This window comes from Allorhizobium undicola ORS 992 = ATCC 700741 (assembly GCF_000621665.1).
Lineage (GTDB): Bacteria > Pseudomonadota > Alphaproteobacteria > Rhizobiales > Rhizobiaceae > Allorhizobium > Allorhizobium undicola.
On the sequence record NZ_JHXQ01000004.1, the window covers coordinates 213767 to 234870 of the forward strand.

Annotated in this window: 16 protein-coding genes and 2 riboswitches; of the genes, 5 read left to right on the top strand and 11 right to left on the bottom strand. The window is 60.5% G+C overall.

All coding sequences use genetic code 11. The features are described 5' to 3' along the window. Positions 1 to 61: 61 nt before the first annotated feature. From T424_RS0106635 to thiB, 3 genes are read right to left on the bottom strand one after another with little or no spacing between them, the layout of a single operon-like run. Positions 62 to 796, bottom strand: a complete 735-nt coding sequence (locus T424_RS0106635) for a thiamine ABC transporter ATP-binding protein (protein WP_027487041.1) — start codon at positions 794 to 796, stop codon at positions 62 to 64. Next, on the bottom strand, positions 793 to 2409 hold the full coding sequence (thiP, locus tag T424_RS0106640; protein ID WP_027487042.1) for a thiamine/thiamine pyrophosphate ABC transporter permease: 1617 nt from the start codon (positions 2407 to 2409) through the stop codon (positions 793 to 795). The genes T424_RS0106635 and thiP overlap by 4 nt, the downstream gene beginning before the upstream one ends. A gap of 2 nt (positions 2410 to 2411) precedes the next feature. Further along, a complete protein-coding gene (thiB, locus tag T424_RS0106645; protein WP_027487043.1) occupies positions 2412 to 3425 on the bottom strand; it encodes a thiamine ABC transporter substrate binding subunit in 1014 nt (337 codons plus the stop codon). Between the two features lie 43 nt (positions 3426 to 3468). Next, positions 3469 to 3570, bottom strand: a riboswitch (TPP riboswitch). A 161-nt stretch (positions 3571 to 3731) separates the two neighbouring features. Between thiB and T424_RS20330 the strand changes: the two genes are divergently transcribed. Next, a complete protein-coding gene (locus tag T424_RS20330) occupies positions 3732 to 5507 on the top strand; it encodes an ABC transporter ATP-binding protein/permease (protein ID WP_051558823.1) in 1776 nt (591 codons plus the stop codon). A 142-nt stretch (positions 5508 to 5649) separates the two neighbouring features. Here the strand turns inward: T424_RS20330 and T424_RS0106655 are convergent, their stop codons facing one another. Next, a complete protein-coding gene (locus T424_RS0106655; protein WP_037066809.1) occupies positions 5650 to 6657 on the bottom strand; it encodes an aldose epimerase family protein in 1008 nt (335 codons plus the stop codon). Between the two features lie 33 nt (positions 6658 to 6690). Beyond that, positions 6691 to 7614: a homoserine O-acetyltransferase MetA gene (gene metA / locus T424_RS0106660; RefSeq protein ID WP_027487045.1), complete on the bottom strand. Its 924-nt coding sequence runs from the start codon at positions 7612 to 7614 to the stop codon at positions 6691 to 6693. Positions 7615 to 7692: 78 nt separating this feature from the next. Further along, positions 7693 to 7770, bottom strand: a riboswitch (SAM riboswitch). A gap of 127 nt (positions 7771 to 7897) precedes the next feature. On the opposite strand from metA, the gene T424_RS0106665 reads away from it, so the two are divergent. The 4 genes from T424_RS0106665 (at position 7898) to T424_RS20335 (ending at position 14544) form a co-directional block, all read left to right on the top strand. Further along, positions 7898 to 8551, top strand: a complete 654-nt coding sequence (locus T424_RS0106665; protein ID WP_027487046.1) for a thiamine diphosphokinase — start codon at positions 7898 to 7900, stop codon at positions 8549 to 8551. Positions 8552 to 8555: 4 nt separating this feature from the next. Continuing rightward, positions 8556 to 10385, top strand: coding sequence for an ABC-F family ATP-binding cassette domain-containing protein (locus T424_RS0106670; RefSeq protein ID WP_027487047.1), 1830 nt, complete (start codon positions 8556 to 8558; stop codon positions 10383 to 10385). Positions 10386 to 10574: 189 nt separating this feature from the next. Continuing rightward, complete coding sequence (gene purH, locus T424_RS0106675; protein WP_027487048.1) at positions 10575 to 12191, top strand: bifunctional phosphoribosylaminoimidazolecarboxamide formyltransferase/IMP cyclohydrolase; 1617 nt, start codon at positions 10575 to 10577, stop codon at positions 12189 to 12191. Positions 12192 to 12615: 424 nt separating this feature from the next. Further along, positions 12616 to 14544 carry a methyl-accepting chemotaxis protein gene (locus T424_RS20335; RefSeq protein ID WP_051558824.1) on the top strand — a complete coding sequence of 643 codons (1929 nt, stop codon included), beginning with the start codon at positions 12616 to 12618 and terminating at the stop codon, positions 14542 to 14544. 101 nt (positions 14545 to 14645) lie between these two features. On the opposite strand, the gene T424_RS0106685 is transcribed toward T424_RS20335, so the two are convergent. From T424_RS0106685 to T424_RS0106710, 6 genes are all read right to left on the bottom strand, one after another. Continuing rightward, positions 14646 to 15506: an RNA polymerase factor sigma-32 gene (locus tag T424_RS0106685; protein ID WP_027487049.1), complete on the bottom strand. Its 861-nt coding sequence runs from the start codon at positions 15504 to 15506 to the stop codon at positions 14646 to 14648. 327 nt (positions 15507 to 15833) lie between these two features. Continuing rightward, positions 15834 to 16349 carry an RNA pyrophosphohydrolase gene (locus T424_RS0106690; RefSeq protein WP_027487050.1) on the bottom strand — a complete coding sequence of 172 codons (516 nt, stop codon included), beginning with the start codon at positions 16347 to 16349 and terminating at the stop codon, positions 15834 to 15836. 136 nt (positions 16350 to 16485) lie between these two features. After that, on the bottom strand, positions 16486 to 17670 hold the full coding sequence (locus T424_RS0106695; RefSeq protein ID WP_027487051.1) for a divergent polysaccharide deacetylase family protein: 1185 nt from the start codon (positions 17668 to 17670) through the stop codon (positions 16486 to 16488). A 217-nt stretch (positions 17671 to 17887) separates the two neighbouring features. Next, a complete protein-coding gene (locus tag T424_RS0106700) occupies positions 17888 to 19246 on the bottom strand; it encodes a S41 family peptidase (RefSeq protein ID WP_027487052.1) in 1359 nt (452 codons plus the stop codon). Continuing rightward, positions 19236 to 20621, bottom strand: a complete 1386-nt coding sequence (locus tag T424_RS0106705; RefSeq protein WP_245269453.1) for a murein hydrolase activator EnvC family protein — start codon at positions 20619 to 20621, stop codon at positions 19236 to 19238. The genes T424_RS0106700 and T424_RS0106705 overlap by 11 nt, the downstream gene beginning before the upstream one ends. A 212-nt stretch (positions 20622 to 20833) precedes the next feature. Next, positions 20834 to 21037, bottom strand: coding sequence for a DUF1674 domain-containing protein (locus T424_RS0106710; RefSeq protein ID WP_027487054.1), 204 nt, complete (start codon positions 21035 to 21037; stop codon positions 20834 to 20836). Positions 21038 to 21104 lie beyond the last annotated feature (67 nt).

Here is a 21104-nt window from a genome sequence, read left to right on the forward strand (position 1 = left end):
TTCTGCGCTTCAATCCCATTTCTACACGTCCAAAATAAGGCTGGCAGATGGCAAGCCAGAGTCATGCATTGCCCAGAAATCCTTGCAGTTCAGGGACATCCCGCATTGCGATAAACTGGTCCCGGGCAAGCAGATGGTCAAGGCTTCCCTGATGAACAAACGCAATTTCATCGGCAAGCCGTGTGACGTCGTCGGGATTATGCGTGACCAGCAGGACGGTGGCATCGGCCTTTTGTCTCAGGGCGAGAAGCAGGTCTCCCATCTCGTTCCTCAGGCCGGGATCAAGGGCCGCGAAGGGCTCGTCCAGCAGCAATATGGGCCGCCTGCGGACCAGCGCGCGGGCAAAGGCAGCCCGCTGCTTCTCCCCGCCGGAAAGGGTTCCCGGTTTGCGCCGCTCATATCCGCCAAGACCGACCTGCGCCAGTGCCTCGCTGACGGCCGCACGGTCTTCAGCCGAAAGCCGCAATGCCGGATCGATGCCAAGGCCGATATTGGTGGCCAGGTCCAGATGCGCGAAAAGATTATTGTCCTGAAAGATCAGGGAGACTGGCCGCCGTGCCGCGGGCAGGTCGGTGAGGTCTTGACGCCGAAACAGGATTTTGCCCCGATCCGGCGTTTCAAAGCCTGCAACAAGATTGAGAAGCGTGGATTTTCCCGCGCCTGAGGGGCCGATGACCGCAGTGATGGCGCCTGAGGCAAAAGCGGCATTGAAATGGAGCGCGACCGCGCCAAGGTTGAGCCTGACATCATCTAGCCACAGGCCATTTTCCCGGCGTGTTTTCAGATCCCCCGTCATGACGGTTCCTCCTTCTGCTTTCCGGCCGTGCCGAGAAGCGTGAAAACCAGGCATAACAATCCAAGCAACAGGGCCAGCCCATCGGCATCCGTGCTGCGGTAACTGCCGAGGCGTGCAAAAATCAGCCAGGGCAATGTCGTCAACTGGTCGGCGCCAAACAGCGCCACGGCTCCCAGATCACCCAGCGACAGCGCCATGGCGAAGGACAGCGCCATGAAAAACGGGCGCCGCAGGGCTGGCCAATCCAGCCGCCGCAGCCGGGAAAAGCCTGAAAGGCCAAGGCTGAGCGCCAGCCGGTCATTGCGCTGATGGTGGACTTCCATGGCCGGTTGCAGGACGCGCATGGCAAAGGGCAGGGCCATCATCGCATTGATGACGACAACCACCGGCGCGGCAAAAGCCGAGACCTCGCCAAGCCTGCGCAGCAGCAGAAACCAGCCGGTTGCCAGCACCACTGCCGGAACCAGCAGCACCAGCGAGGAGGCGGCATCGATCAGCCAGATCAGCGCGCGCGCGCCTCGCCCGCCAGAGCGTGAGGCCTGCAATGCCATCCGTGCTTCAATGAAGGCAAACCCAAGCATGACCGAGAGGCAACCGGCAGGCAGCGCCACGGCAAGGCTTGTGGCAATGGCCCGGTGAACGGCGGCATCGGCAAGCAGCCTGCCGAGATCCGCCTTCAGGCCCGCCGCCGCGATGTCCACAAGCGGAGCGGCCACGAAAATCAGGGCAATCAGCAGAACAAGGTAGTCCGCCAGCCGCACGGCAAGGCCTTCGCCGTCGAAACGTCTGATTGGCCGCTGGTCGGTCAATCCGGCCTCCTCCGGTGCTGGCCAGAGCGAGAAAATCAGAAGAAGCAGCCCCGTCACCAGCAATTGCAGCCCTGCCAGCGAGACGGCCAGGGGTGGATCGAAGTCGAAGCGCAGTGCCTGATAAATCGCAACCTCCAGGGTCGTGGCACCCGGACCGCCGCCAAGAACCAGCACCAACGTGAAGCTTGTGGCGCAAAGCATGAAGATCAGCCCGGCAATGCCGGGAATGAGGCGGGACATGGCGGGCCATTCCACCAGCCGCAGCACGGCAAGCCTGCCCATGCCAAGGCTTGCCGCCATGCGCCAGTATTCGGCGGGAATGCGCTCAAGTCCGGCCAGAAGCAGGCGGGTGGCAAGCGGCATGTTGAAGAACACATGCGCCAGAAGAATGCCCGGCAGGCCATAAATGCTGATCGGCTGTTCCAGCCCCAATGCCGCAAGCCCCTGATTGACGAGCCCGTGCCGCCCCCAGATGCCGAGCAGCCCAAGCGCACCGATCAGCACGGGAAGCCCCAGGGGTATCGCCATCAGACGGATCAGCATTTGCCTGCCCGCAAACCGGCGTTGACGGGCCAGCGCCAGTGCCACGGGCAGGGCAAAACCAAGGGAGAGCAGGGTTGAAAGCCCTGCCTGCCACAGTGTGAAGCGCAAGATGGCGAAGGTTACGGCGCTGAAGGCGGCAAACCCGCTTCCAGCCGTTTCCAGCCAGAGCGCGGAGAGTGCCGTGCCGATGAACAGCGCAAGCAGAGCCAGACCGGCAAAGCCGCCAGCCAGTGCAGGGCGCGGGCTTGCGGTCAAAGTCATGCCTACTTCGCCGCCATGGCGGCCTGCCACTCCGCGATCCATGCCTTGCGGTTCTCCGCGACCGTTTCAGACGGCATGTCGAAGGTCTTTTGCGGCTTGATGAGGGTTGCGAAGGCCTCCGGCAGGGGCGCGGATGTTTTGGCCACCGGCATCATCCAGTTTTTCGTGGGGATCTGGTCCTGAAAGGCGGGCGACAGCATGAAGCGCAGGAAATCCCGCGCCAGCGCCGGCTGCCGCGATGCCTTGAGAAGGCCCGCCACTTCGATCTGGATGTAATGGCCCTCGGAAAATTCCGTGGCCTTGTAGCGGTCGGTCTTTTCCTCGACGATGTGATAGGCAGGCGAGGTGGAATAGGACAGAACCATCGGCGCCTCGCCCTTGGTGAACAGGCCATAGGCCTCCGACCATCCGGGGGTTACGGTCAGCACGCGGTCCTTCAGCCTTGCCCAGGCCTCCGGCGCCTTGTCGCCATAGATTGCCTTGATCCACAGCAGAAGGCCAAGGCCGGGCGTGGAGGTGCGCGGATCCTGGATGACGATTTTCTGAGCCGGGTCGCCCTCGATCAGTTCCTTCATGCTTTTCGGCGGGTTTTTCAGCGTCTGGCTGTCATAGACGACGGCAAAATGCCCATAGTCATAGGGAACGAACACGCTGTCCTTGTAGCCACCCGGCACGGATGCGGCGCTTGCATCAATGTCATGGGGGGCAAACAGGCCGGTTTTGCTGGCTTCTTCGGTCAGGCTCGTGTCGAGGCCGAGCACCAGATCGGCCTTGGCGGAGGGGCCTTCCAGCTTCAGCCGGTTGAGCAGGGCCACGCCGTCCTCTATGCCCACGAAGTTGACCTTGCAGGCGCAGGTCTTTTCGAACTCTTCCTTGACCTGCGGCCCCGGCCCCCATTCGGAGATGAAGCTGTCATAGGTATAGATCGTCAGCACCTTGTCTTCGGCCCTTGCCGCAGCGGCAAGGGACAGCGAAACCGCAGCAGCGGCGCAAGTGATGAAGCGGATGAAAGTCATGTCTGCCCCCTGTTAAAAACAAAATTGCGGGATGAGGGCGTGTTTGATCGACGCGTCTAATCCCTCCGCCGGTATGAGCCGGATCAGGTTCCGCGGGTTGGCGTCACGCCTCTCAGCAAGCAAGCTTGCACCCCGTTAGAGCTATGGGTGAAATAGCGCGAAGCGCTGCATCAGGCAAGGTGGCGACGGGTCGATTCGGCTTGCATCTTGGCGAATGCCGTTAACCGGAACATGTTAGTGTCATGCAGATTCGCTTCCGTGCGACGTGAAAGCCGACAGCATGACCCGATGCCATGAGACCTTTTGATGATGATGTCTGCCAAGCTACGTGCCCCTGAAGAGCCTGAAAACGTGCAGGAGATGCGCTTTGGTGAGCAATTGCGCGTTGCCGGGCAATCCTTCTGGGCAAGCCGCGTGCGCGGGCGGGTCATCCTGTTGTCGCTATCGCTTGTCGCGGTGATCCTTCTGCTGACCTATGGCCAGCTCCTGCTGAACCGCTGGAACCAACCCTTCTACAATGCCCTGGAAAATCGCGATCTGGTGGCATTCTGGCAGGAGTTGCAGAATTTCTTCCTGATTGCCGCCTTTCTGCTGGTCATCAATGTGGCGCAGACGTGGTTCAGCCAGACGACGGCGCTCTATATGCGTGAAGGCCTTGCCCGTGACATGGTCGATCAGTGGCTGAAGGGACGCCGCGCCTATCGGCTTTCGGTTTCAAGCCCGCTTGGCATCAATCCTGACCAGCGCCTGCATGAAGATGCGCGCAAGCTTGCGGAAACCACGACATCGCTGACCATAGGCCTCTTGCAATCCACAATCCTGCTGATCAGCTTCATCAGCGTATTGTGGCAGATGTCGAGCGATTTTTCATTGACGATATTCGGCCACCGGATTGCCATTCCCGGCTACATGGTCTGGGGTGCCCTTCTTTATGCGGGAACGGCAGCTCTCGCCTCCAATCTGGTGGGCGCCACGCTGACCCGCATCAATGCCGACCGTTATGCGCGAGAGGCGGAAATGCGTGCGGCGCTGATGCGCACCAACGAGCATCTGGAACCCATTGCCCTTGCCCGAGGCGAGGCCGTGGAGCTGCGCGCCATCCATGCCACGATCGATCAGGTTCTATCGGTCATTCGCAAGCTGGCCATGGGGCTTACCAATCTTACCTGGGTTTCCGCCTCCTTTGGCTGGCTGGCCTTGATCGTGCCGGTGCTGATTGCCTCGCCCGCCTATTTTTCCGGTACAATGACCTTCGGGGGCCTGATGATGGCGGCTTCCGCTTTTACGCAGGTCTATACTGCCTTGCGCTGGTATATCGACAATTTCAGCGCCATTGCCGACTGGAAAGCAACGCTGCTGCGCGTCATGACCTTGCGCTCCGCCCTGACCAGCCCGCAGTTGACGCAGGCTGGCAGCGGGCAGATTGCGATCACGACCGGAAAGCCCGGCGAACTGGCCTTTGAAGATGTCTATATCCGCACGCCCACGGAGGCCGAAGCCCAATGGGGTGGCTACCACATTAGTGAAAAGGCGCCGGTCATTCGCGCCGGAGAGCGCGTGATGGTCAATGGCGACCCCGGCGTGAACCGGCGGCAGTTCTTCAATGCCATGGCGGGCCTGTGGCCCTATGGCGAGGGAACCATTGTTCTGCCGGAGGAAGATCATCTTCTTTTCGTTCCCCAGACGCCCTATCTGCCGGAAGGCAGGCTGATCGATATTCTCGCCTACCCGGAAGAGGCCGACAGCTATGGCGAAGCCGAGGCAATTGCCGCGCTGAAGGCAGTAAAGCTCAGCCGTCTCGGCCCCGACCTGATGAAACGGCAGCGCTGGGACAGGATCCTGGACAAGGAAGAGCAGATGTCGCTGGCCTTTGCCCATATCCTGTTGCGAAAGCCGCGCTGGGCAATCTTCAACGATGTCCTGGAAGGGCTCGAACCCGAAACCGTCAAGCTGCTGACCGATGTCATGCAAGACCTCGATGGGACCACGCTGATCTATCTTGGCCGATCCGCGGCTTTCGCAGAGGCGTTTTCGCCACGGGTGCTGCATCTGGAGCGGATGGACGTGCCGGTGCCGGAATAGGCAACGTCGTCGATGCGCCGTATCCGGTGCGCAGTCCCGGCATTTCCGAAAGCTGACTTCCGGTTTTCCGTTTCTTGACCATGATGTCCTCCCATAGCATGATCCCGATCCGCTATGGGTGAAACACCGTCATCCGGTTGTGTCAGCTCTTCTGGAAAGTATAATCGGTTTCCTGCACCAGCCGCTCGCCCGGACGCAGCACCGCATTGGGGAAGCCGGGATGATTTATTGCGTCCGGCCAGATCTGCGTTTCCAGGCAAAGTCCGGAATAGGCGCCGTAAAGATGGCCGTGCAATCCGGGCACCGGCACATTCACATAGACGCCCGCATAAAACTGCACGCCGGGCTCTGTGGTGGCGACCTGCATGGTAATGCCTGAAAGCGGGCTGAAGACGCGGGCCACGGGGCGCTTTTCGACACGGGCGGCGGAAAGGCAGAAATTGTGGTCGTAAGGCACCTGCGCGCCCGCCTCCTCGAAGCGGATGGGCCGGCTGACGCGGAAATCGAAGGCGCTGCCTTCCACCTTCTGCTGGTGGCCAAGCGGAATGAGCCGCGCATCGACCGGCAGATAGGATTCGGCGGCGATTTCCAGCTCGTGATCGAGAATGTCTTGCGAACCGTCCAGCGTGAAATAGGAATGCTGACAAAGATTGGCGAGCGTGGGCGCATCCGTCACGGCCTCGTAACGCACGTTCAGCACGCCCTGCGGCATCAGCCGGTAGGTGGCGCGGGCGGTGAGATTGCCGGGATAGCCCGCACGGCCCGCCGGATCGAGGATCTCGAGCGTCACACGATCGTCGGCAAGATCAACGATCGACCAGTTGCGCAGGGCAAGCCCGTCACTGCCCCCGTGCAGATGGGTGACGCCACGCTCATTGCATTCCAGCGCGTGCTCCACGCCATCCAGCATGAAACGGCCATTGGCGATGCGATTGGCAACGCGGCCCGGCGTGACGCCGAAGAAGCGCGAATGGGCAAGGTAATCGGCCAGGGTTTCGAAGCCCAGCACCAGTGCCGGTGCATGGCCCGTCAGCCGCAGATCCTGGATCGTCGCGCCGAAGGTGAGAATTCTGGCGGTCAGGCCGCCACCGGCAAGCGTCACCCGCTCGACCGGGGTGCCGTCAGGCAGTTTTCCGAATTCTTCGCGCATCCTTGTCTCTCCTCTCGCAATCGCAGCGGTGTTTTACCGGCCTTTGCCGATTTCCTCCAGTTCATAGGGCGTGGTCTGGTACATTTCATTGATCCAGTTGCCGAAAAGAAGATGGGCATGGCTGCGCCAGCGGTTGAGCGGGGCCAGACTGTCGTCGTTATGGGGAAAGTAATCATGCGGCATCCGGATGGGCACGCCAGCGTTCACATCGCGGAAATATTCGTCGGCCAGCGAGGTCGAATCATATTCCACGTGGTTGAACATGTAGAGCCGGTTGCCCCGGCCTTCCTGCACGAGGCACACACCCATCTCGTCGGATTCCATGAGGATATCGAGTTCGGGATGCTTCTCGATGTCGGCGCGGCGAACCTCCGTCCAGCGGGAAACCGGCACCTGGAAGTCATCGGAAAATCCGTTGAGATAGATGGACGAAGGCGCAAGATTGCGATGGCGATAGACGCCGAACGCCTTTTCCTTCAGCGGATGTTTTGGAACCTTGTGAAAATGGTAGATGGCGGCCATGGCGCCCCAGCATACATTCATCGTGGAATGGACGTTGGTCTCGGTCCAGTCGAAGATCTGCTCGATTTCGTTCCAATAGGTCACGTCTTCAAAGGCCAGCGTTTCCACTGGCGCGCCGGTGATGATGAAGCCGTCGAACTTGCGGTGTTTTACCTCTTCCCAGGTCTGGTAGAACGACAGAAGATGGTCTTCCGACGTGTTCTTGGCCTTGTGGCCGCCGATCCGCACCAGCGACAATTCAACCTGCAAGGGGGATGCGCCGATCAGGCGGGCAAATTGCACCTCGGTCTTGATCTTGTTCGGCATGAGGTTGAGAAGCCCGATCTGCAAGGGGCGAATATCCTGGCGGATAGCCACCGTCTCGGTCATGACCCGCACACCCTCGTTCAGGAGGGTTTCAAAGGCGGGCAAGGTATCGGGAATCCTGATCGGCATGGTCCAACTTCCTGTTACGGCGAAGGTTTCGCGTATAGACCGGCGGCTTTTGAAAAAATCGCCATGACCTCGGAAGTTCATCGACTTGCCTCGGCCCTTTAGCGACTTTTTTAACGTGGCTGCAAGCCGGCCGGCCAAATCACCACGATGAGCGCGTTTCATACGCCGATGGCGGTCGCGAATCAACGAAAATCGCAGAAAGCTCCGCCGCAACCCATCCCCGCGCTGCATAATTTTCCCGCAAATCGATTCCGATTTCGGAAATTATGCAGTATGGCAGGGCATGAACCACGCCACCTTCACCATTCTGCTGGGCGGGCCTGTGCGCCTCACGCCACGCCTTGGGGCCGCGATTGCGGCAAGCCGCGTCATTGCTGCCGATGGCGGAATGCGCCATGCCTTGCCGCTTGGCCTGAAGCCGGAACTATGGGTGGGTGATTTCGACAGTTCCGATGACCTTGCGCAGGCCGATTTTGCCGATATTCCGCGCCAGACCCATTCACCGCGCAAGAACCTCACGGATGGCGAGATCGCCATCGAGGAGGCCTTGGCGCTGGGGGCGAGGAGGCTGGTGCTGGTGGGCGCCATGGGCGGGGCAAGGTCCGATCAGGCCCTGATGCACCTCATCCTGTCCGTGACGCTTGCCAATCAGGGGCTTGACGTTCATCTCACCTCCGGCGAGGAGGAGGCCTGGCCGCTTCTGGCGGGAAAACCCCTGACACCTGACCTGCCGCAGGGATCGCTGTTTTCCGTGCTGGGATTTTCCCGGCTGGAAGGGCTTTGCATCGAAGGCGCGCGCTATCCTCTGCGGGATTTCACGCTGCCTTTCGGCTCTTCCCGAACCATTTCCAACGTGGCGGACGGTGCCGTGACGCTCTCGCTTGCCAGCGGCGATGCCGTTCTGCTTGCCCGCCCCTATGACCTGACCGGAGCTTGACGCCATGGCGCCGCCCATTTTGAAACTCGACGATATTTTTCTCTCCTTCGGTGGCGCGCCCCTGCTGAATGGCGCGGGCTTGCAGGTGGAGCCGGGCGACCGCATCTGCCTTGTCGGCCGCAACGGCTCCGGCAAGTCCACGCTGATGAAGATTGCCGCCGGTCTGGTGGAGGCCCAGTCGGGCGAGGTGTTCCGGCATCCGTCCTCAACGATCCGTTATCTGGAGCAGGCTCCCGATTTTGCCGGTTTCACTACGGTTCAGGCCTATGCCGAAGCCGGGCTTGGGCCAGGGGACGATCCCTACCGCGTCACCTATCTGCTTTCGCATCTCGGTCTTTCCGGGCAGGAGGATCCCCAAAGCCTTTCCGGCGGGGAAGCCCGCCGTGCGGCACTGGCGCGCGTTCTGGCGCCGGAGCCCGATATTCTGATGCTGGATGAGCCGACCAACCATCTCGATCTTCCCACCATCGAGTGGCTGGAAGGCGAATTGCAGAAAACCCGCAGCGCGCTGGTGCTGATCTCGCACGACCGGCGCTTTCTGGAAAAGATTTCCACGGCCACCGTCTGGCTCGACCGCGGTACGTCGCGGCGGCTCGATCGCGGCTTTGCGCATTTCGAGGAATGGCGCGACAAGGTGCTGGAAGAGGAAGAGCTTGCCCAGCACAAGCTTGGCAAGGCCATCGAGCGGGAGGAGCACTGGCTGCGCTACGGCGTGACGGCGCGGCGCAAGCGCAACATGCGCCGCCTGGGGCAATTGCAGCAGATGCGTGCCGATTATCGCGGCCACAAGGGGCCGCAGGGCACCATTCAGGCCAGCGCCACCGAAGGCAAGGAAAGCGGCAAGCTGGTGATCGAGGCGGACAAGATCGCCAAGTCCTATGGCGAGCGGGCCATTGTCACGCCCTTTTCGCTGCGCGTGCATCGCGGCGATTGCATCGGTCTCATCGGTCCGAACGGTGCTGGCAAGACGACGCTTCTGAAGATGCTGACCGGCCAGTTCGAGCCCGATGGCGGCACGATCAAGCTCGGCACCAATCTGGACATTGCCGTGCTGGACCAGAAGCGCGAAGACCTCAATCCGGACGATTCACTGGCCCATTACCTCACCGATGGCCGTGGCGAAAACCTGCTGGTCAATGGCGAGCAGAAGCACGTGACCGGCTATATGAAGGACTTCCTGTTTCAGCCGGAACAGGCGCGCACGCCGATCCGCAACCTTTCGGGTGGCGAACGGGCGCGGCTGATGCTGGCGCGCATCATGGCCAAGCCCTCCAACCTGCTGATCCTTGACGAACCGACCAACGATCTCGACATCGAGACGCTGGACCTGTTGCAGGAAATCGTCGCGGGCTATTCCGGCACGGTCATTCTCGTCAGCCATGACCGCGATTTTCTCGACCGCACGGTGACATCCACCATTGCCCCCGCCAATCCCGAGGCGCCGGACGGCCGCTGGATCGAATATGCGGGCGGCTATTCCGATATGCTGGCGCAGCGCAAGGGCGCCGAAGACGAGCGCAAGCGGGTGGAAAAGGCCGAAAAGGCCAAGGCTGAAGCCGCAAACCCAAAGCCTGCGGATCAGGCCGGAAAAGGCAAGGGCAAGCTCTCCTTCAAGCAGAAATTCGCGCTGGAAAACCTGCCCAAGGAGATGGAGAAGACGGAGAAGGAAATTGCCGCCCGCGAGGCGAAAATGGCCGATCCCAATCTCTTTGCAAAAGACCCCGCCAGTTTCAACCGGCTGGCCGGGGAGATGGAAAAACTTCGCGACAGCCTGACCCGCATGGAAGAGGAATGGCTGGAACTGGAAATGCTGCGCGAGGAACTGGAAGGGTAAGGCGCTATCCGCCCGGCACGATGCACGTCAGGGATTTGGCCCTGGCAGGCAGAATCTGCGCCCGCCCGGTTTCTTCTTCGGTTCGGCTGTGCTAGGCGGGCGGCATCCCAATGTTTCGAGCGGGATCTTGCCGGAAAGCGGCCTTTCTTTTCGGCAGTCCTGCGCTATCGCCTTGACCGGAGAGCATCCATGGCCGTCGTTTCCAAGAAAATTCCCGCCCCTGAGAAAGTGCGTATCAGGACGGCCCTGTTGTCGGTTTCCGACAAGAGCGGCATTGTCGAACTGGCGCGGGCGCTTGCGGATATGGGCGTGAAGCTTCTGTCCACCGGCGGCACCTACAAGGCGCTGGTTGATGCGGGTCTGGCGGCCACGGATGTCTCGGACGTCACGGGCTTTCCGGAAATCATGGATGGCCGCGTGAAGACGCTGCATCCGAACGTGCATGGCGGGCTTCTGGCCATTCGTGACGATGCCGATCATGTGGCGGCCATGGAAAAGCACGGCATTGGTGCCATCGACCTTGCCGTCATCAATCTCTACCCCTTCGAGGCGGTGCGTGCTGCCGGTGGCGATTATCCGACCACGGTGGAGAATATCGATATTGGCGGTCCTGCCATGATCCGCGCTTCGGCCAAAAACCACGCCTATGTGACCGTTGTCACCGATCCCGCCGATTATGCCGAACTGCTGGAGGCACTGCATCAGGATGGCTGCCAGACGCCCTACAGCCTGCGCCAGAAATTTGCCGCTCGCGCCTATGCCCGCACGGCGGCCTATGATGCGGCCATTTCCAACTGGTTTGCCGAGGCGCTGTCGCTCGACATGCCGCGCCATCGCGTTCTGGGTGGAGTGCTGAAGGAGGAAATGCGCTATGGCGAAAACCCGCATCAGAAGGCGGGCTTTTATGTTACGGGCGAGAAGCGCCCCGGCGTGGCAACCGCGCGGCTTCTTCAGGGCAAGCAGCTTTCCTATAACAATATCAACGACACCGATGCGGCTTTCGAGCTGGTTTCGGAATTCCTGCCGGAAAACGGCCCGGCCTGCGCCATCATCAAGCACGCCAACCCCTGTGGCGTTGCCGTGGGCAAGAGCCTGAAGGATGCCTATACCCGCGCGCTGGCCTGTGACAGCGTTTCGGCCTTTGGCGGCATTATCGCGCTGAACCAGATTCTCGATGCCGAAACGGCGGAGGAAATCGTCAAGCTCTTTACCGAAGTCATCATCGCCCCCGGCGCCAGCGATGAGGCCCAGGCCATCATTGCCCGCAAGGCCAATCTGCGCCTGCTGGTTACGGATGGCCTTGCCGATCCGCGTGCGGCTGGCCTGACGGCCAAGACCGTGTCGGGCGGACTGCTGGTCCAGAGCCGCGACAATGTCGTGGTGGAAGATCTCGACCTCAAGGTCGTGACGAAGCGCGCTCCGACCGCAACCGAGCTTGAGGACATGAAATTTGCCTTCAAGATCGCCAAGCACGTGAAATCCAATGCGGTGATCTATGCCAAGGATGGCCAGACGGCAGGCATTGGCGCTGGCCAGATGAGCCGTATCGATTCCGCCCGCATCGCGGCCCAAAAAGCGGAAGAGGCAGCACAGGCCATGGGGCTGGCCGAGCCTTTGACGCGCGGTTCAGCCGTTGCCTCTGAAGCCTTCTATCCCTTTGCGGACGGATTGCTGGCCGCCATTGCCGCAGGCGCCACCGCCGTGATCCAGCCGGGCGGCTCCATGCGCGATGCCGAAGTGATTGCCGCTGCGGACGAGCATAACGTGGCCATGGTGTTCACCGGCATTCGCCACTTCCGGCACTAGAGCATTTTCAGGAAAAGTGGAAACCGGTTTTCCGTCCGAAAATGCGTAAAAACAAACAGTTAGAGCCTTTCCGGTGAACACGGGTTCAATGTTTCCGTGAAGCAATGAACCGCTCCAGGAAGCAGAACATCGAGCGCCTACCCCTTCAACAGGGTGGGCGCTTTTTCATTGTTAAATTATTACAAAGATAAATAAACAAGAGTAATGCATAGATATATACTGTCATAAATCGAGAAATTAAAATAAAAATATCCGTCATAATAGCTAAAAAAGCATAGATCTTGGTTTTTACTACAATTTAAAGAAGGTTTTACTTGTACATTATAAAAGTCTTACGGGCTTCAGAGGGGCGCGCTTGCTGTTGGATGCAGCTGGCGGACTTCTTGAAGAGAAGGCTTGGGGACGATCGACGGAGGGGTTTGCGATGTCGCTTTTTGCATCAATGAAGATTTCCACGAAAATATATGCCGCATCTGTTCTTGGTCTTGCGGTCGTGGCGGGAATGTTGCTGACCAATTCGGTGACGAACATGCGGATTGCGGACGCCGAGGCGGTGGTGGCGCGCGAACAGACGATTCTGGCCGGTATCCAGGAAGCGCAGGTCGCTTACATGAAAATGCAGACGGCAGCCCGGGACGTGGCGCTTTCCAAATCGGTTGCCGAAATGGATGCCGCCTATAATGCTGTCGATGCAGCCAAGCTTGCGGGTCAACAAGCATTACAGACCCCGATCAGCATCGCGGTCGTGCCAAAGGCGCTTCAGGACATCAACGACAGTCTGAATGTATACGGTTCAGCCATCAGGGTGATCGGCGACTATGTCAAGAGCACCGAGTTTGGCGATTTGAAGGATCTCGCCAAAGTCCGCGCCGCAGCCACGACTCCGATCCGCGATGCCTTGCAGACGGCTGTCGAGACGTCTGTCCAGAATGCCCGCCGTTTTACTGGCGAGGCAAAGGACAAGCTTGACGCGACAAAGCAATCCGCAAATCAGCTGATGCTGGTCTTCGAGATTTCCCTTCTTGTTATTCTGATCGGCACGTCATTCATGTTCCGGACGGTCGTGGTGCGCCCGCTTCGGACTTTAACGGAAGGCATGGTCCGGCTTTCGAAGGGCGATACGTCCATTGGCAGCGTCCGCGCTGTCAAGAATGACGAAATCGGCCAGATGTATCAGGCGTTTGAAGTCTTCCGGCAGAATGCGATCGAAAAGGTCACGCTTGAGGCTGATGCCGGACGCGCAAGGGTCGAGGCTGAGCAGGAGCGCCGCAGTGTGCAGCAGAGGGCAGAAGCCGAAGCGGCCGGCCGTCTTGCAGAAGCGACGGCAGGCCTTGCCGGTGGCCTTCGTCGCCTTGCCTCAGGCAATCTTTCCTTCCGCCTGACCGAGGCCTTCTCGCCGGATTTCGAGCCCTTGCGGCTGGATTTCAACAAGTCGGTCGATCAGCTGAATGAGACCCTTTCCCTCATTGCGTCTGGCATCCAGACGATGGATCACGGCACGCGGGAGATCGCTTCTGGCGCCAACGATCTTTCGAAGCGGACTGAACAGCAGGCTGCATCGCTGGAAGAGACGGCAGCGGCCGTGGAACAGATAACCTCCAACGTCGCCAACTCCACCAAGCGCACCGAAGAAGCCCGCAATGTTGCCATGCAGGCCAATGATTCAGCGTCCCGTTCCGCACAGGTGGTTTCCGATGCCGAAGAGGCCATGCGTAAAATCGAAGAATCCGCCCAGCAGATCTCCAATATCATCGGTGTCATCGATGAGATTGCTTTCCAGACAAATCTTCTGGCGCTGAATGCAGGGGTTGAGGCCGCACGTGCCGGAGACGCAGGCAAAGGCTTCGCCGTCGTTGCACAAGAGGTTCGCGAGCTGGCCCAGCGTGCAGCACAGGCCGCCAAGGAGATCAAGGGCCTTATCCAGAACTCCTCCATGCAGGTCGAAAGCGGCGTGAAACTGGTTCGCGATACCGGCGAGGCCCTTAAGACCATCGGCGGCTTCATCATCGAGATGAACAGCCATATGGAGTCGATTGCCACATCGGCGAGGGAGCAATCCACGGGCTTGAAGGAAGTGAATCAGGCCGTCAACGTTATGGACCAATCAACCCAGCAGAACGCTGCCATGGTAGAGCAGGCAACCGCGGCATCGGGCTCGCTCGCGGAGGAGGCGGTGAAATTGCGGGAGCTGATCGCCCAGTTCACGCTGAGCGGCGCGGACCTCCAGGTGGCAAACATGCGTCAGGTCTCGCAGACAATGGCCACGCAATTGCGCAATGAACGACCGAAGCTGCGTCAGCCAGCCGCTCGCAAGGTCGCGGCGGCAGGTGGTCCCGGCTGGGAGGATTTCTGAAGCATTTCCACGAGAAATGTAGTCACGGTTTTCTCGGGACAATGCTTGTTTTAACGCATGTCTTGGCCGCAAAACCGTTCGAGACTTCTGCGCGACGCATTTTACATCGCCATTTCGGGATGTGCTTCGACCAGTGCGTGGCGCAATTTTTCCAGCGCGCGCGTTTCGATCTGTCGGACCCGCTCCTTGGAGATGCCAAGCTCGCTGCCAAGCTCTTCCAGCGTTGCGGCGTCTTCGGCAAGGCGGCGCGCGCGGATGATGCGCATTTCCCGCTCGTTCAGCCGGGACATGGCACCACTCAGCCAGTGGAGGCGGCGTTCGCTGTCGATCATCTCCGAGACCTGTTCATCGGGCTGCGGCTCGTCGCTGGCCAGCATGTCGAGCTTTTCCGTGCCTTCGCCGCCGCTGCTCTGCGACACAGGGGCCTGAAGCGACGTGTCATTGGCTGAAAGCCTTGCATCCATGGCCTGAACATCGGCAAGGCTCACGCCCAGCGCGGTCGCGATTTCCTGGTGAATGGCCTGCTCCGTCAGCCGCTGATCGCCTTGGGAAAGCTTGGCGCGCAGACGGCGCAGATTGAAGAACAGCGCCTTTTGTGCCGAACTCGTGCCGCCACGCACGATGGACCAGTTGCGCAGAATGTAATCCTGCATGGAAGCCCTGATCCACCATCCGGCATAGGTTGAAAATCTGACGTCACGTGCCGGTTCGAACCTTGCCGCCGCTTCCAGCAGCCCTATGTAACCTTCTTGAATGAGGTCGCCGAGCGGCAGGCCGAAGCCGCGGAATTTCGAGGCCATAGCAACCACGAGACGCATATGCGCCAGCGCGATTCGATTGCGGGCGTGCTGGTCCTGATTGTCCTTCCAGCGCAGCGCAAGCTGCCTTTCTTCCTCCCTGTCCAGATAGGGAGCAGCCATGGCGAACTTGATGAGCTTCTTGTCTGCCTGCACGGAATTCATGAGCTTCCTCCATCGAGAACCCGAAAGGCGCGGGAAGCGGGAGCCGGCACCTTTGATCGCAATTCGCCTGAAACACGTGGACCGGCACGGCATGGTCAAGGCTGTCGTGTCGATGACACCGTTCCGGCCCGTCGCATCCTCACACCAGCGGCCGCTTTGCGTCATCGTTCATTACGCATCAGCAATCGACCTGGATTGACGCGCGGAAAAATTCCCGCGCGAGATGCCGGGGAAACGTGTGCGAGCGGGTTTTGTTCCTTGTCTTTGCCGCAGGGCACAGTGGTTCCGATGGGCGTGAAAGGAGGACGTCAGGAGGGGTAAGCTGCGTCAGGCCGCCAGATGCAGGAAGGTCCGCACCACTTCTTCGTAAACACCACGCTTGAAAGGCACGATCAGACCCGGCAAATCCTGCATGGGCTTCCAGGCCCATTCATCGAACTCCGCATGTTGACCGGCAGGCGGCGGATTGATGGCGATCTCGCTTTCGTCGCCCTCGAAGCGAAAGGCAAACCAGCGCTGCGTCTGGCCGCGATACTTGCCCCTCAGGCCGATGCCGATCAATTGCGGCGGCAGATCGTAATTGATCCAGTGCGGAGCCTCGGCCAGGAGGCTCACGCTTTTCATGCCGGTTTCCTCGTAAAGTTCGCGATAGGCGGCCTCAAGAGGATCTTCACCGGGATCGATGCCGCCCTGCGGCATCTGCCAGAGCTGCGGAGAGCCGTCATATTCGGAATTTTCCAGCGGAATGCGCCGCCCCGCCCACACAAGGCCCTGACTGTTCAGCACCATGATTCCGACACAGGGACGGTAGGGAAGATCTTCTGCCTTGATGGGAGCTGTCATGTCATCCTCTGCTTTTCCAGTGAAGAGGACAATGCGACCGTCCACCGATCGCACGGTCCCGGATTGATGTTACGAACCAGCATTCCGGCCAGCCGCCAGTGCTGGCGCAAGCCCTCGCAACCGGTCCCGCCTGCCGTCATTGCCCATTCTCAAGCGCCAGCGCCGATACGCCGACGATCTCGATGCCGCGTGCCTTTGCTTCATGGGTCCATTTGGTAATGGCTGCTATGCTTTCATCAAAGGCCGAGGCAACCCCGATCGCCGCTCCATTGCGCTTGGCAATCCGTTCAAGCTCATCGAGCCGCTTCAGAATGGCCTCGTCCTTCAACTGATCGTCGATTTGCAGGTCGGCGATGGCATGGGGCAGTTCCACGGTTCGGGCAAGGCTCTCGCTCAGGGACTGGGCCGAACTGCCATCGTCAACGAAAAGCAGGCCCCGCCCGGCCAGTTCGCGAAGCACCGGCTCGAAGGCGGCGGCATCGGCCATGAAACGCCCGCCCATATAATTGATGATGCCGGTATAATTGGTGATGCTGGCCATGGAACGGTGCAGGGACGTCAGCGTTTCCTCGGCGGATTTGCCCACCTGAAGCGTGCCGCGTCCCGGATCGTTTGCCGGATAGCCTATGGGTTCCATCGGCACTTGCAGCAGGATCTCGTGGCCTGCGCGGCGGGCCTCCTGCATCCAGCGGTTCAGGCTGTTGCCGGAGGCGGCAAAGGCCAGCGTCACCTCTTCCGGCAAAAGCTTGATCGCCTTTTGCGTCCCCGTCTGACTCAGTCCCATGCCGCCGACGATAATGGCGATGCGCGTGCCATGGGCCCCCGACCAGGGCCGCGCATATTGCTCGACCGGACGCAAACCGTCCGGGCCAATGATCGGCAAAGGCCCAACGGCGCTGTTTTCAATCAAATCCGGGTTGGGAATGGCGGCCATGCGCGGTTCCTGCCCAATGCGGGAAGCGGCAATCAGGGCCGGACCACCCTTTGTCCGGTCCGTGGGTTTGAAGGTGGTGACGACCGAACCATCCGCCATGGTGGACCGCTCCACCTGCGCACCGGAAAGAGGAGCCCGCATGGCCGGTGAGCGGCCCGTTGAAGGTGTTGCGCCGCGATCCGGCACGCTTGCCTTTTGCTGTTGCTGGCCGGGATCGGTCAGGCTGGCCACATCCTTCACCCCCAGCGGCTGCAAGGCCGCATAGGCTGAAAGTCCGACAATGGCCACCAATGCCGCAAGGCCTGGCAGGAACACGCCCCAGCGCAACCGCTTGCGGCGGCGTGGAGGGCGGTTTTGCCCCAGCGGTGCATGTAGATCGACGCCCACGCTTCTGCCCTGTTCGAATCATCTGCCGACGCGCCGACCATGCCTTCGCACCCGCGCCGGTTCAAGAAAAAAGCCGGGCGGAAGCGATCCGTCCGGCGTTTCAGGAAAGAAATCATATCTGCTGAGGAAGACGATGCGGTTCACCAGTTCCCGCGCAAAGCTTCCCAGACAGGCGCCGTCGGTACGGGGTTGCCCTGTCCCGGCGGCAATGTCGCCATTACTTCTTCTGGCTGCTTTCGGCTGCCTTCTTTTGCAGGGTTTCAACCGCCGCCTTGGCAGGATCCGGCGGGAAGGACGCATCCTTCTTGTTGCCGCGCAGCAGGTCCAGCGCATAGTTCAGCTGGATGTCGTCCTTGGCTTCCGGCGGCATATAGGCGAAGGAGCCGGAACCTTCTTCCGTTTCGCTCTGGCCCTGAATGTGGCCGCGCAGGGCCGATTCGCCCTCGGCCCGCACCTTGCCCTGCAATTCCGGAGGCAGCGGCTGCTCGACAACCACATCGGGATGGATGCCGGTCCCCTGGATCGACTTGCCGGACGGCGTGTAATAAAGCGCCGTCGTCAGGCGCAGCGCGCCCTTGTCACCCATGGGAATGATGGTCTGGACGGAGCCCTTGCCGAAGCTGCGCGTGCCGACCACCGTGGCGCGCTTGAGATCCTGCAAGGCGCCCGCCACGATTTCCGACGCCGAAGCCGAACCGCCATTGACCAGAACGATCAGCGGCTTGCCATCGGTAAGGTCGCCTGCCGTGGCATTGAAGCGGCGGGTATCTTCCGGATCGCGCGAGCGGGTGGAAACGATCTCGCCCTTCTGCAAGAAGGCGTCCGACACATAGATGGCCTGATCCAGCAGACCGCCCGGATTGAGACGCAGATCCAGCACATAGCCCTTGAGCTTGTCGGCGGGCACGTCCGTCTTGATCTTCTTGATCGCGGCTTCCAGATCGTCGAAAGTCTTTTCGCTGAACTTGAAGACACGCAGATAGCCGACATCGCCTTCAACGCGGGACTTTACCGCACGGATCGGAATGATTTCGCGGGTCACGGAAAGTTCGATCGGCTTGTCGGCGCCCTTGCGCAGAATGGTCAGCTTGATGGGCGTATTGACCGGACCGCGCATCTTTTCCACGGCATCGGAAAGCTGCATACCGCGCACCGGCTGGCCGTTGATTTCCGAAATCAGGTCGCCCGCCAGAATGCCTGCCCGCGCACCGGGCGTGTCGTCGATGGGGGTGATGACCTTGACCATCTCGTCTTCCATCGTCACTTCAATGCCGATGCCGCCGAATTCACCCTTGGTGTCGGTCTGCATGTCGGCCGCTTCTTCGGCGTTCATGAAGCTGGAATGCGGATCGAGCGAGGCCAGCATACCGTTGATGGCCGCTTCCACGAGCTTCTTTTCATCCGGCGGCGTCACATATTGCGCGCGAACACGCTCGAAGACATCGCCGAAGATCGCCAGCTCCTTATAGGTGGAATTGCTGGCCGCTTGCGCGGGCACTCCGGCCGAATAGATGACGCTCATTGCCGTCGCGCCCATCAGCGCGCCAACCACCATTAAAGAAGCCCTACGAATCATTGCGTACCTTTCCGGCGTCCTTCGCCCACCATGGTCGGGAATCAACCGAGTTTCCGTCCTTGCGAAACTCTATGTAAAGGGTTGGCCGATCCGTTTCCAGCGCGAAAGCCGCAGCACTTGCCACTCTTCTTTCTCCCATAACACCAATCGGCTCTCCTGACAGCACGAATTGTCCGGCATGACCCGTCACCCGTTCCATGCCAGACAAAATCACGTGATAGCCACCGCCCATATTGAGAATGACCATCTTGCCATAACTGCGGAATTGCCCGGCATAAACCACCGTTCCATCGGCAGGTGCCGTCACCACCGCGGCTGGCGCCGTCGCCATGACCATGCCCTTGGCATCGTGCCCGGTGCCGTCGGCATCGCCGAACTGGCGCATGACCTCACCCACGGATGGCAATTGCAGCTTTCCCTTCAATTCATCGAGGGAAAATGCGGGCGCAATGCGGTTTTTATCGGGCGCCGCCGCCTCGGCCTCCTGCCGCGCCTTTTCCCGCTCTGCCTCCGTCATCTGCTGGCGTTTGCGCTCTTCCAGCCGGGCCTGCTCCCCGGCAGCCTTCACAGAGGCGATTTCGCTTTCCAGTCCGGAAATCAGGCCTTCCAGCGAGGTCGATTTCTGCGCCAACGCTTCGGAACGGCGCATCTCGTCCTGCAATTGCGCGCTGTTTTCCTGTGACAAACGGGCGTTTTCGGCCAGAAGCAGATCCATGCGGGCCTCTTCCTCCTGGCGGCCCTTGAGGCTTGCCGTCAGGTCCTCGCGTTGTTTTTCGCCCGCCTTGCGCAAATCGGCCAGTTCCTGCAAATCCTGCGCCAGCTTCTCTGTTTCCTTGCGCATTCCCGGCACCACCGCACCAAGCAGAATGGCGGTGCGAACAGCCCCCAGCGCATCCTCCGGCTTGACAAGAAGGGCAGGCGGCGGATTGCGCCCCATGCGCTCCAGCGCGCCCAGAACCTCGGCAAGCACGGCGCGGCGGGACCGGAAGGATTTGCGGATCGCATCCTCCCGCACCCCGTATTCGGCAAGCTTCTTCTCGCCATCGGAAATTTTCTGCTCGATGTCCTTGCGGCGCGTGGCCGAATCGATGAGCGCCTGCTTCAGGCTGGCCGTGCTTTTGTCCAGGGTATCGATGCTGCGGCGCAGCTCCTCGGCCTTGCTTGCGGAAAGCTTCAACGTATCCGACAGCGCCGCAAGCTCCTTCGACACCTGATCACGCTTGGCCTCAAGAGCTGCGGCCGGATCGTCCGCCGCAAGTGCGGCAGCTGAGGCTGGCGGAGCGGAGGCGTCAGAGCCCGGAGCCACGCCCGGATCGGAAGCGGGAGGTGCAATGGCGGGCGCAGCCGCCTCCTGAGACAGTGCCAGCATCGGCATGGCCACGCTCAGGCCTGCCGCGAGCATTGCTGCACGCAGTCTGGATTGCCCTCTTTTTCCTGCCTTGGCCATCAAGCTGTTATCGCCCGCAAATCTCGGTGGGGACCCACCCTATCATAGCGGATCTTCCATCGGAATGAATTGCGGCGAAATCACAGCGCCGCCTCCGCCATGTCAGAAATCATCCCACAGATCAGAAATCGCCCCACAGGTCAGAAATCGATGGCACGGCCATTGATTTCCCAGTCACCGAAGCGGGCAGGATCGGCACCGCCGCGCCCGCCGATTTCCCTGGGCATCGCAGCCGCCTTTTCGGCCCTGCGGCGGGCCTCCGCCTCTTCCAGCGCGCGTCTTGCCGCCGGTGACAGCTCTTTCGCAGCGGCAAGCTGCGGCGTTTCTTCGTGTCCTTCGGTCATGGTCGGATCTCCGGAGATTGAAAGAATCCCTTCATACTCCCTATATCTAAGCGGTCCAGCGGAAGAA

Excerpts from the sequence above, each read along its gene's own strand:
- thiP (WP_027487042.1), bottom strand. The coding sequence starts at position 2,409 with ATGACTTTGACCGCAAGCCCGCGCCCTGCACTGGCTGGCGGCTTTGCC.
- T424_RS0106705 (WP_245269453.1), bottom strand. The coding sequence starts at position 20,621 with ATGCCGATGCTGGCACTGTCTCAGGAGGCGGCTGCGCCCGCCATTGCA.
- T424_RS20335 (WP_051558824.1), top strand. The coding sequence starts at position 12,616 with ATGTCGCTTTTTGCATCAATGAAGATTTCCACGAAAATATATGCCGCA.
- T424_RS0106685 (WP_027487049.1), bottom strand. The coding sequence starts at position 15,506 with ATGAATTCCGTGCAGGCAGACAAGAAGCTCATCAAGTTCGCCATGGCT.
- T424_RS20330 (WP_051558823.1), top strand. The coding sequence starts at position 3,732 with ATGATGATGTCTGCCAAGCTACGTGCCCCTGAAGAGCCTGAAAACGTG.
- T424_RS0106690 (WP_027487050.1), bottom strand. The coding sequence starts at position 16,349 with ATGACAGCTCCCATCAAGGCAGAAGATCTTCCCTACCGTCCCTGTGTC.
- thiB (WP_027487043.1), bottom strand. The coding sequence starts at position 3,425 with ATGACTTTCATCCGCTTCATCACTTGCGCCGCTGCTGCGGTTTCGCTG.
- purH (WP_027487048.1), top strand. The coding sequence starts at position 10,575 with ATGGCCGTCGTTTCCAAGAAAATTCCCGCCCCTGAGAAAGTGCGTATC.
- T424_RS0106700 (WP_027487052.1), bottom strand. The coding sequence starts at position 19,246 with ATGATTCGTAGGGCTTCTTTAATGGTGGTTGGCGCGCTGATGGGCGCG.
- T424_RS0106670 (WP_027487047.1), top strand. The coding sequence starts at position 8,556 with ATGGCGCCGCCCATTTTGAAACTCGACGATATTTTTCTCTCCTTCGGT.
- T424_RS0106635 (WP_027487041.1), bottom strand. The coding sequence starts at position 796 with ATGACGGGGGATCTGAAAACACGCCGGGAAAATGGCCTGTGGCTAGAT.
- T424_RS0106665 (WP_027487046.1), top strand. The coding sequence starts at position 7,898 with ATGAACCACGCCACCTTCACCATTCTGCTGGGCGGGCCTGTGCGCCTC.
- T424_RS0106655 (WP_037066809.1), bottom strand. The coding sequence starts at position 6,657 with ATGCGCGAAGAATTCGGAAAACTGCCTGACGGCACCCCGGTCGAGCGG.
- T424_RS0106710 (WP_027487054.1), bottom strand. The coding sequence starts at position 21,037 with ATGACCGAAGGACACGAAGAAACGCCGCAGCTTGCCGCTGCGAAAGAG.
- metA (WP_027487045.1), bottom strand. The coding sequence starts at position 7,614 with ATGCCGATCAGGATTCCCGATACCTTGCCCGCCTTTGAAACCCTCCTG.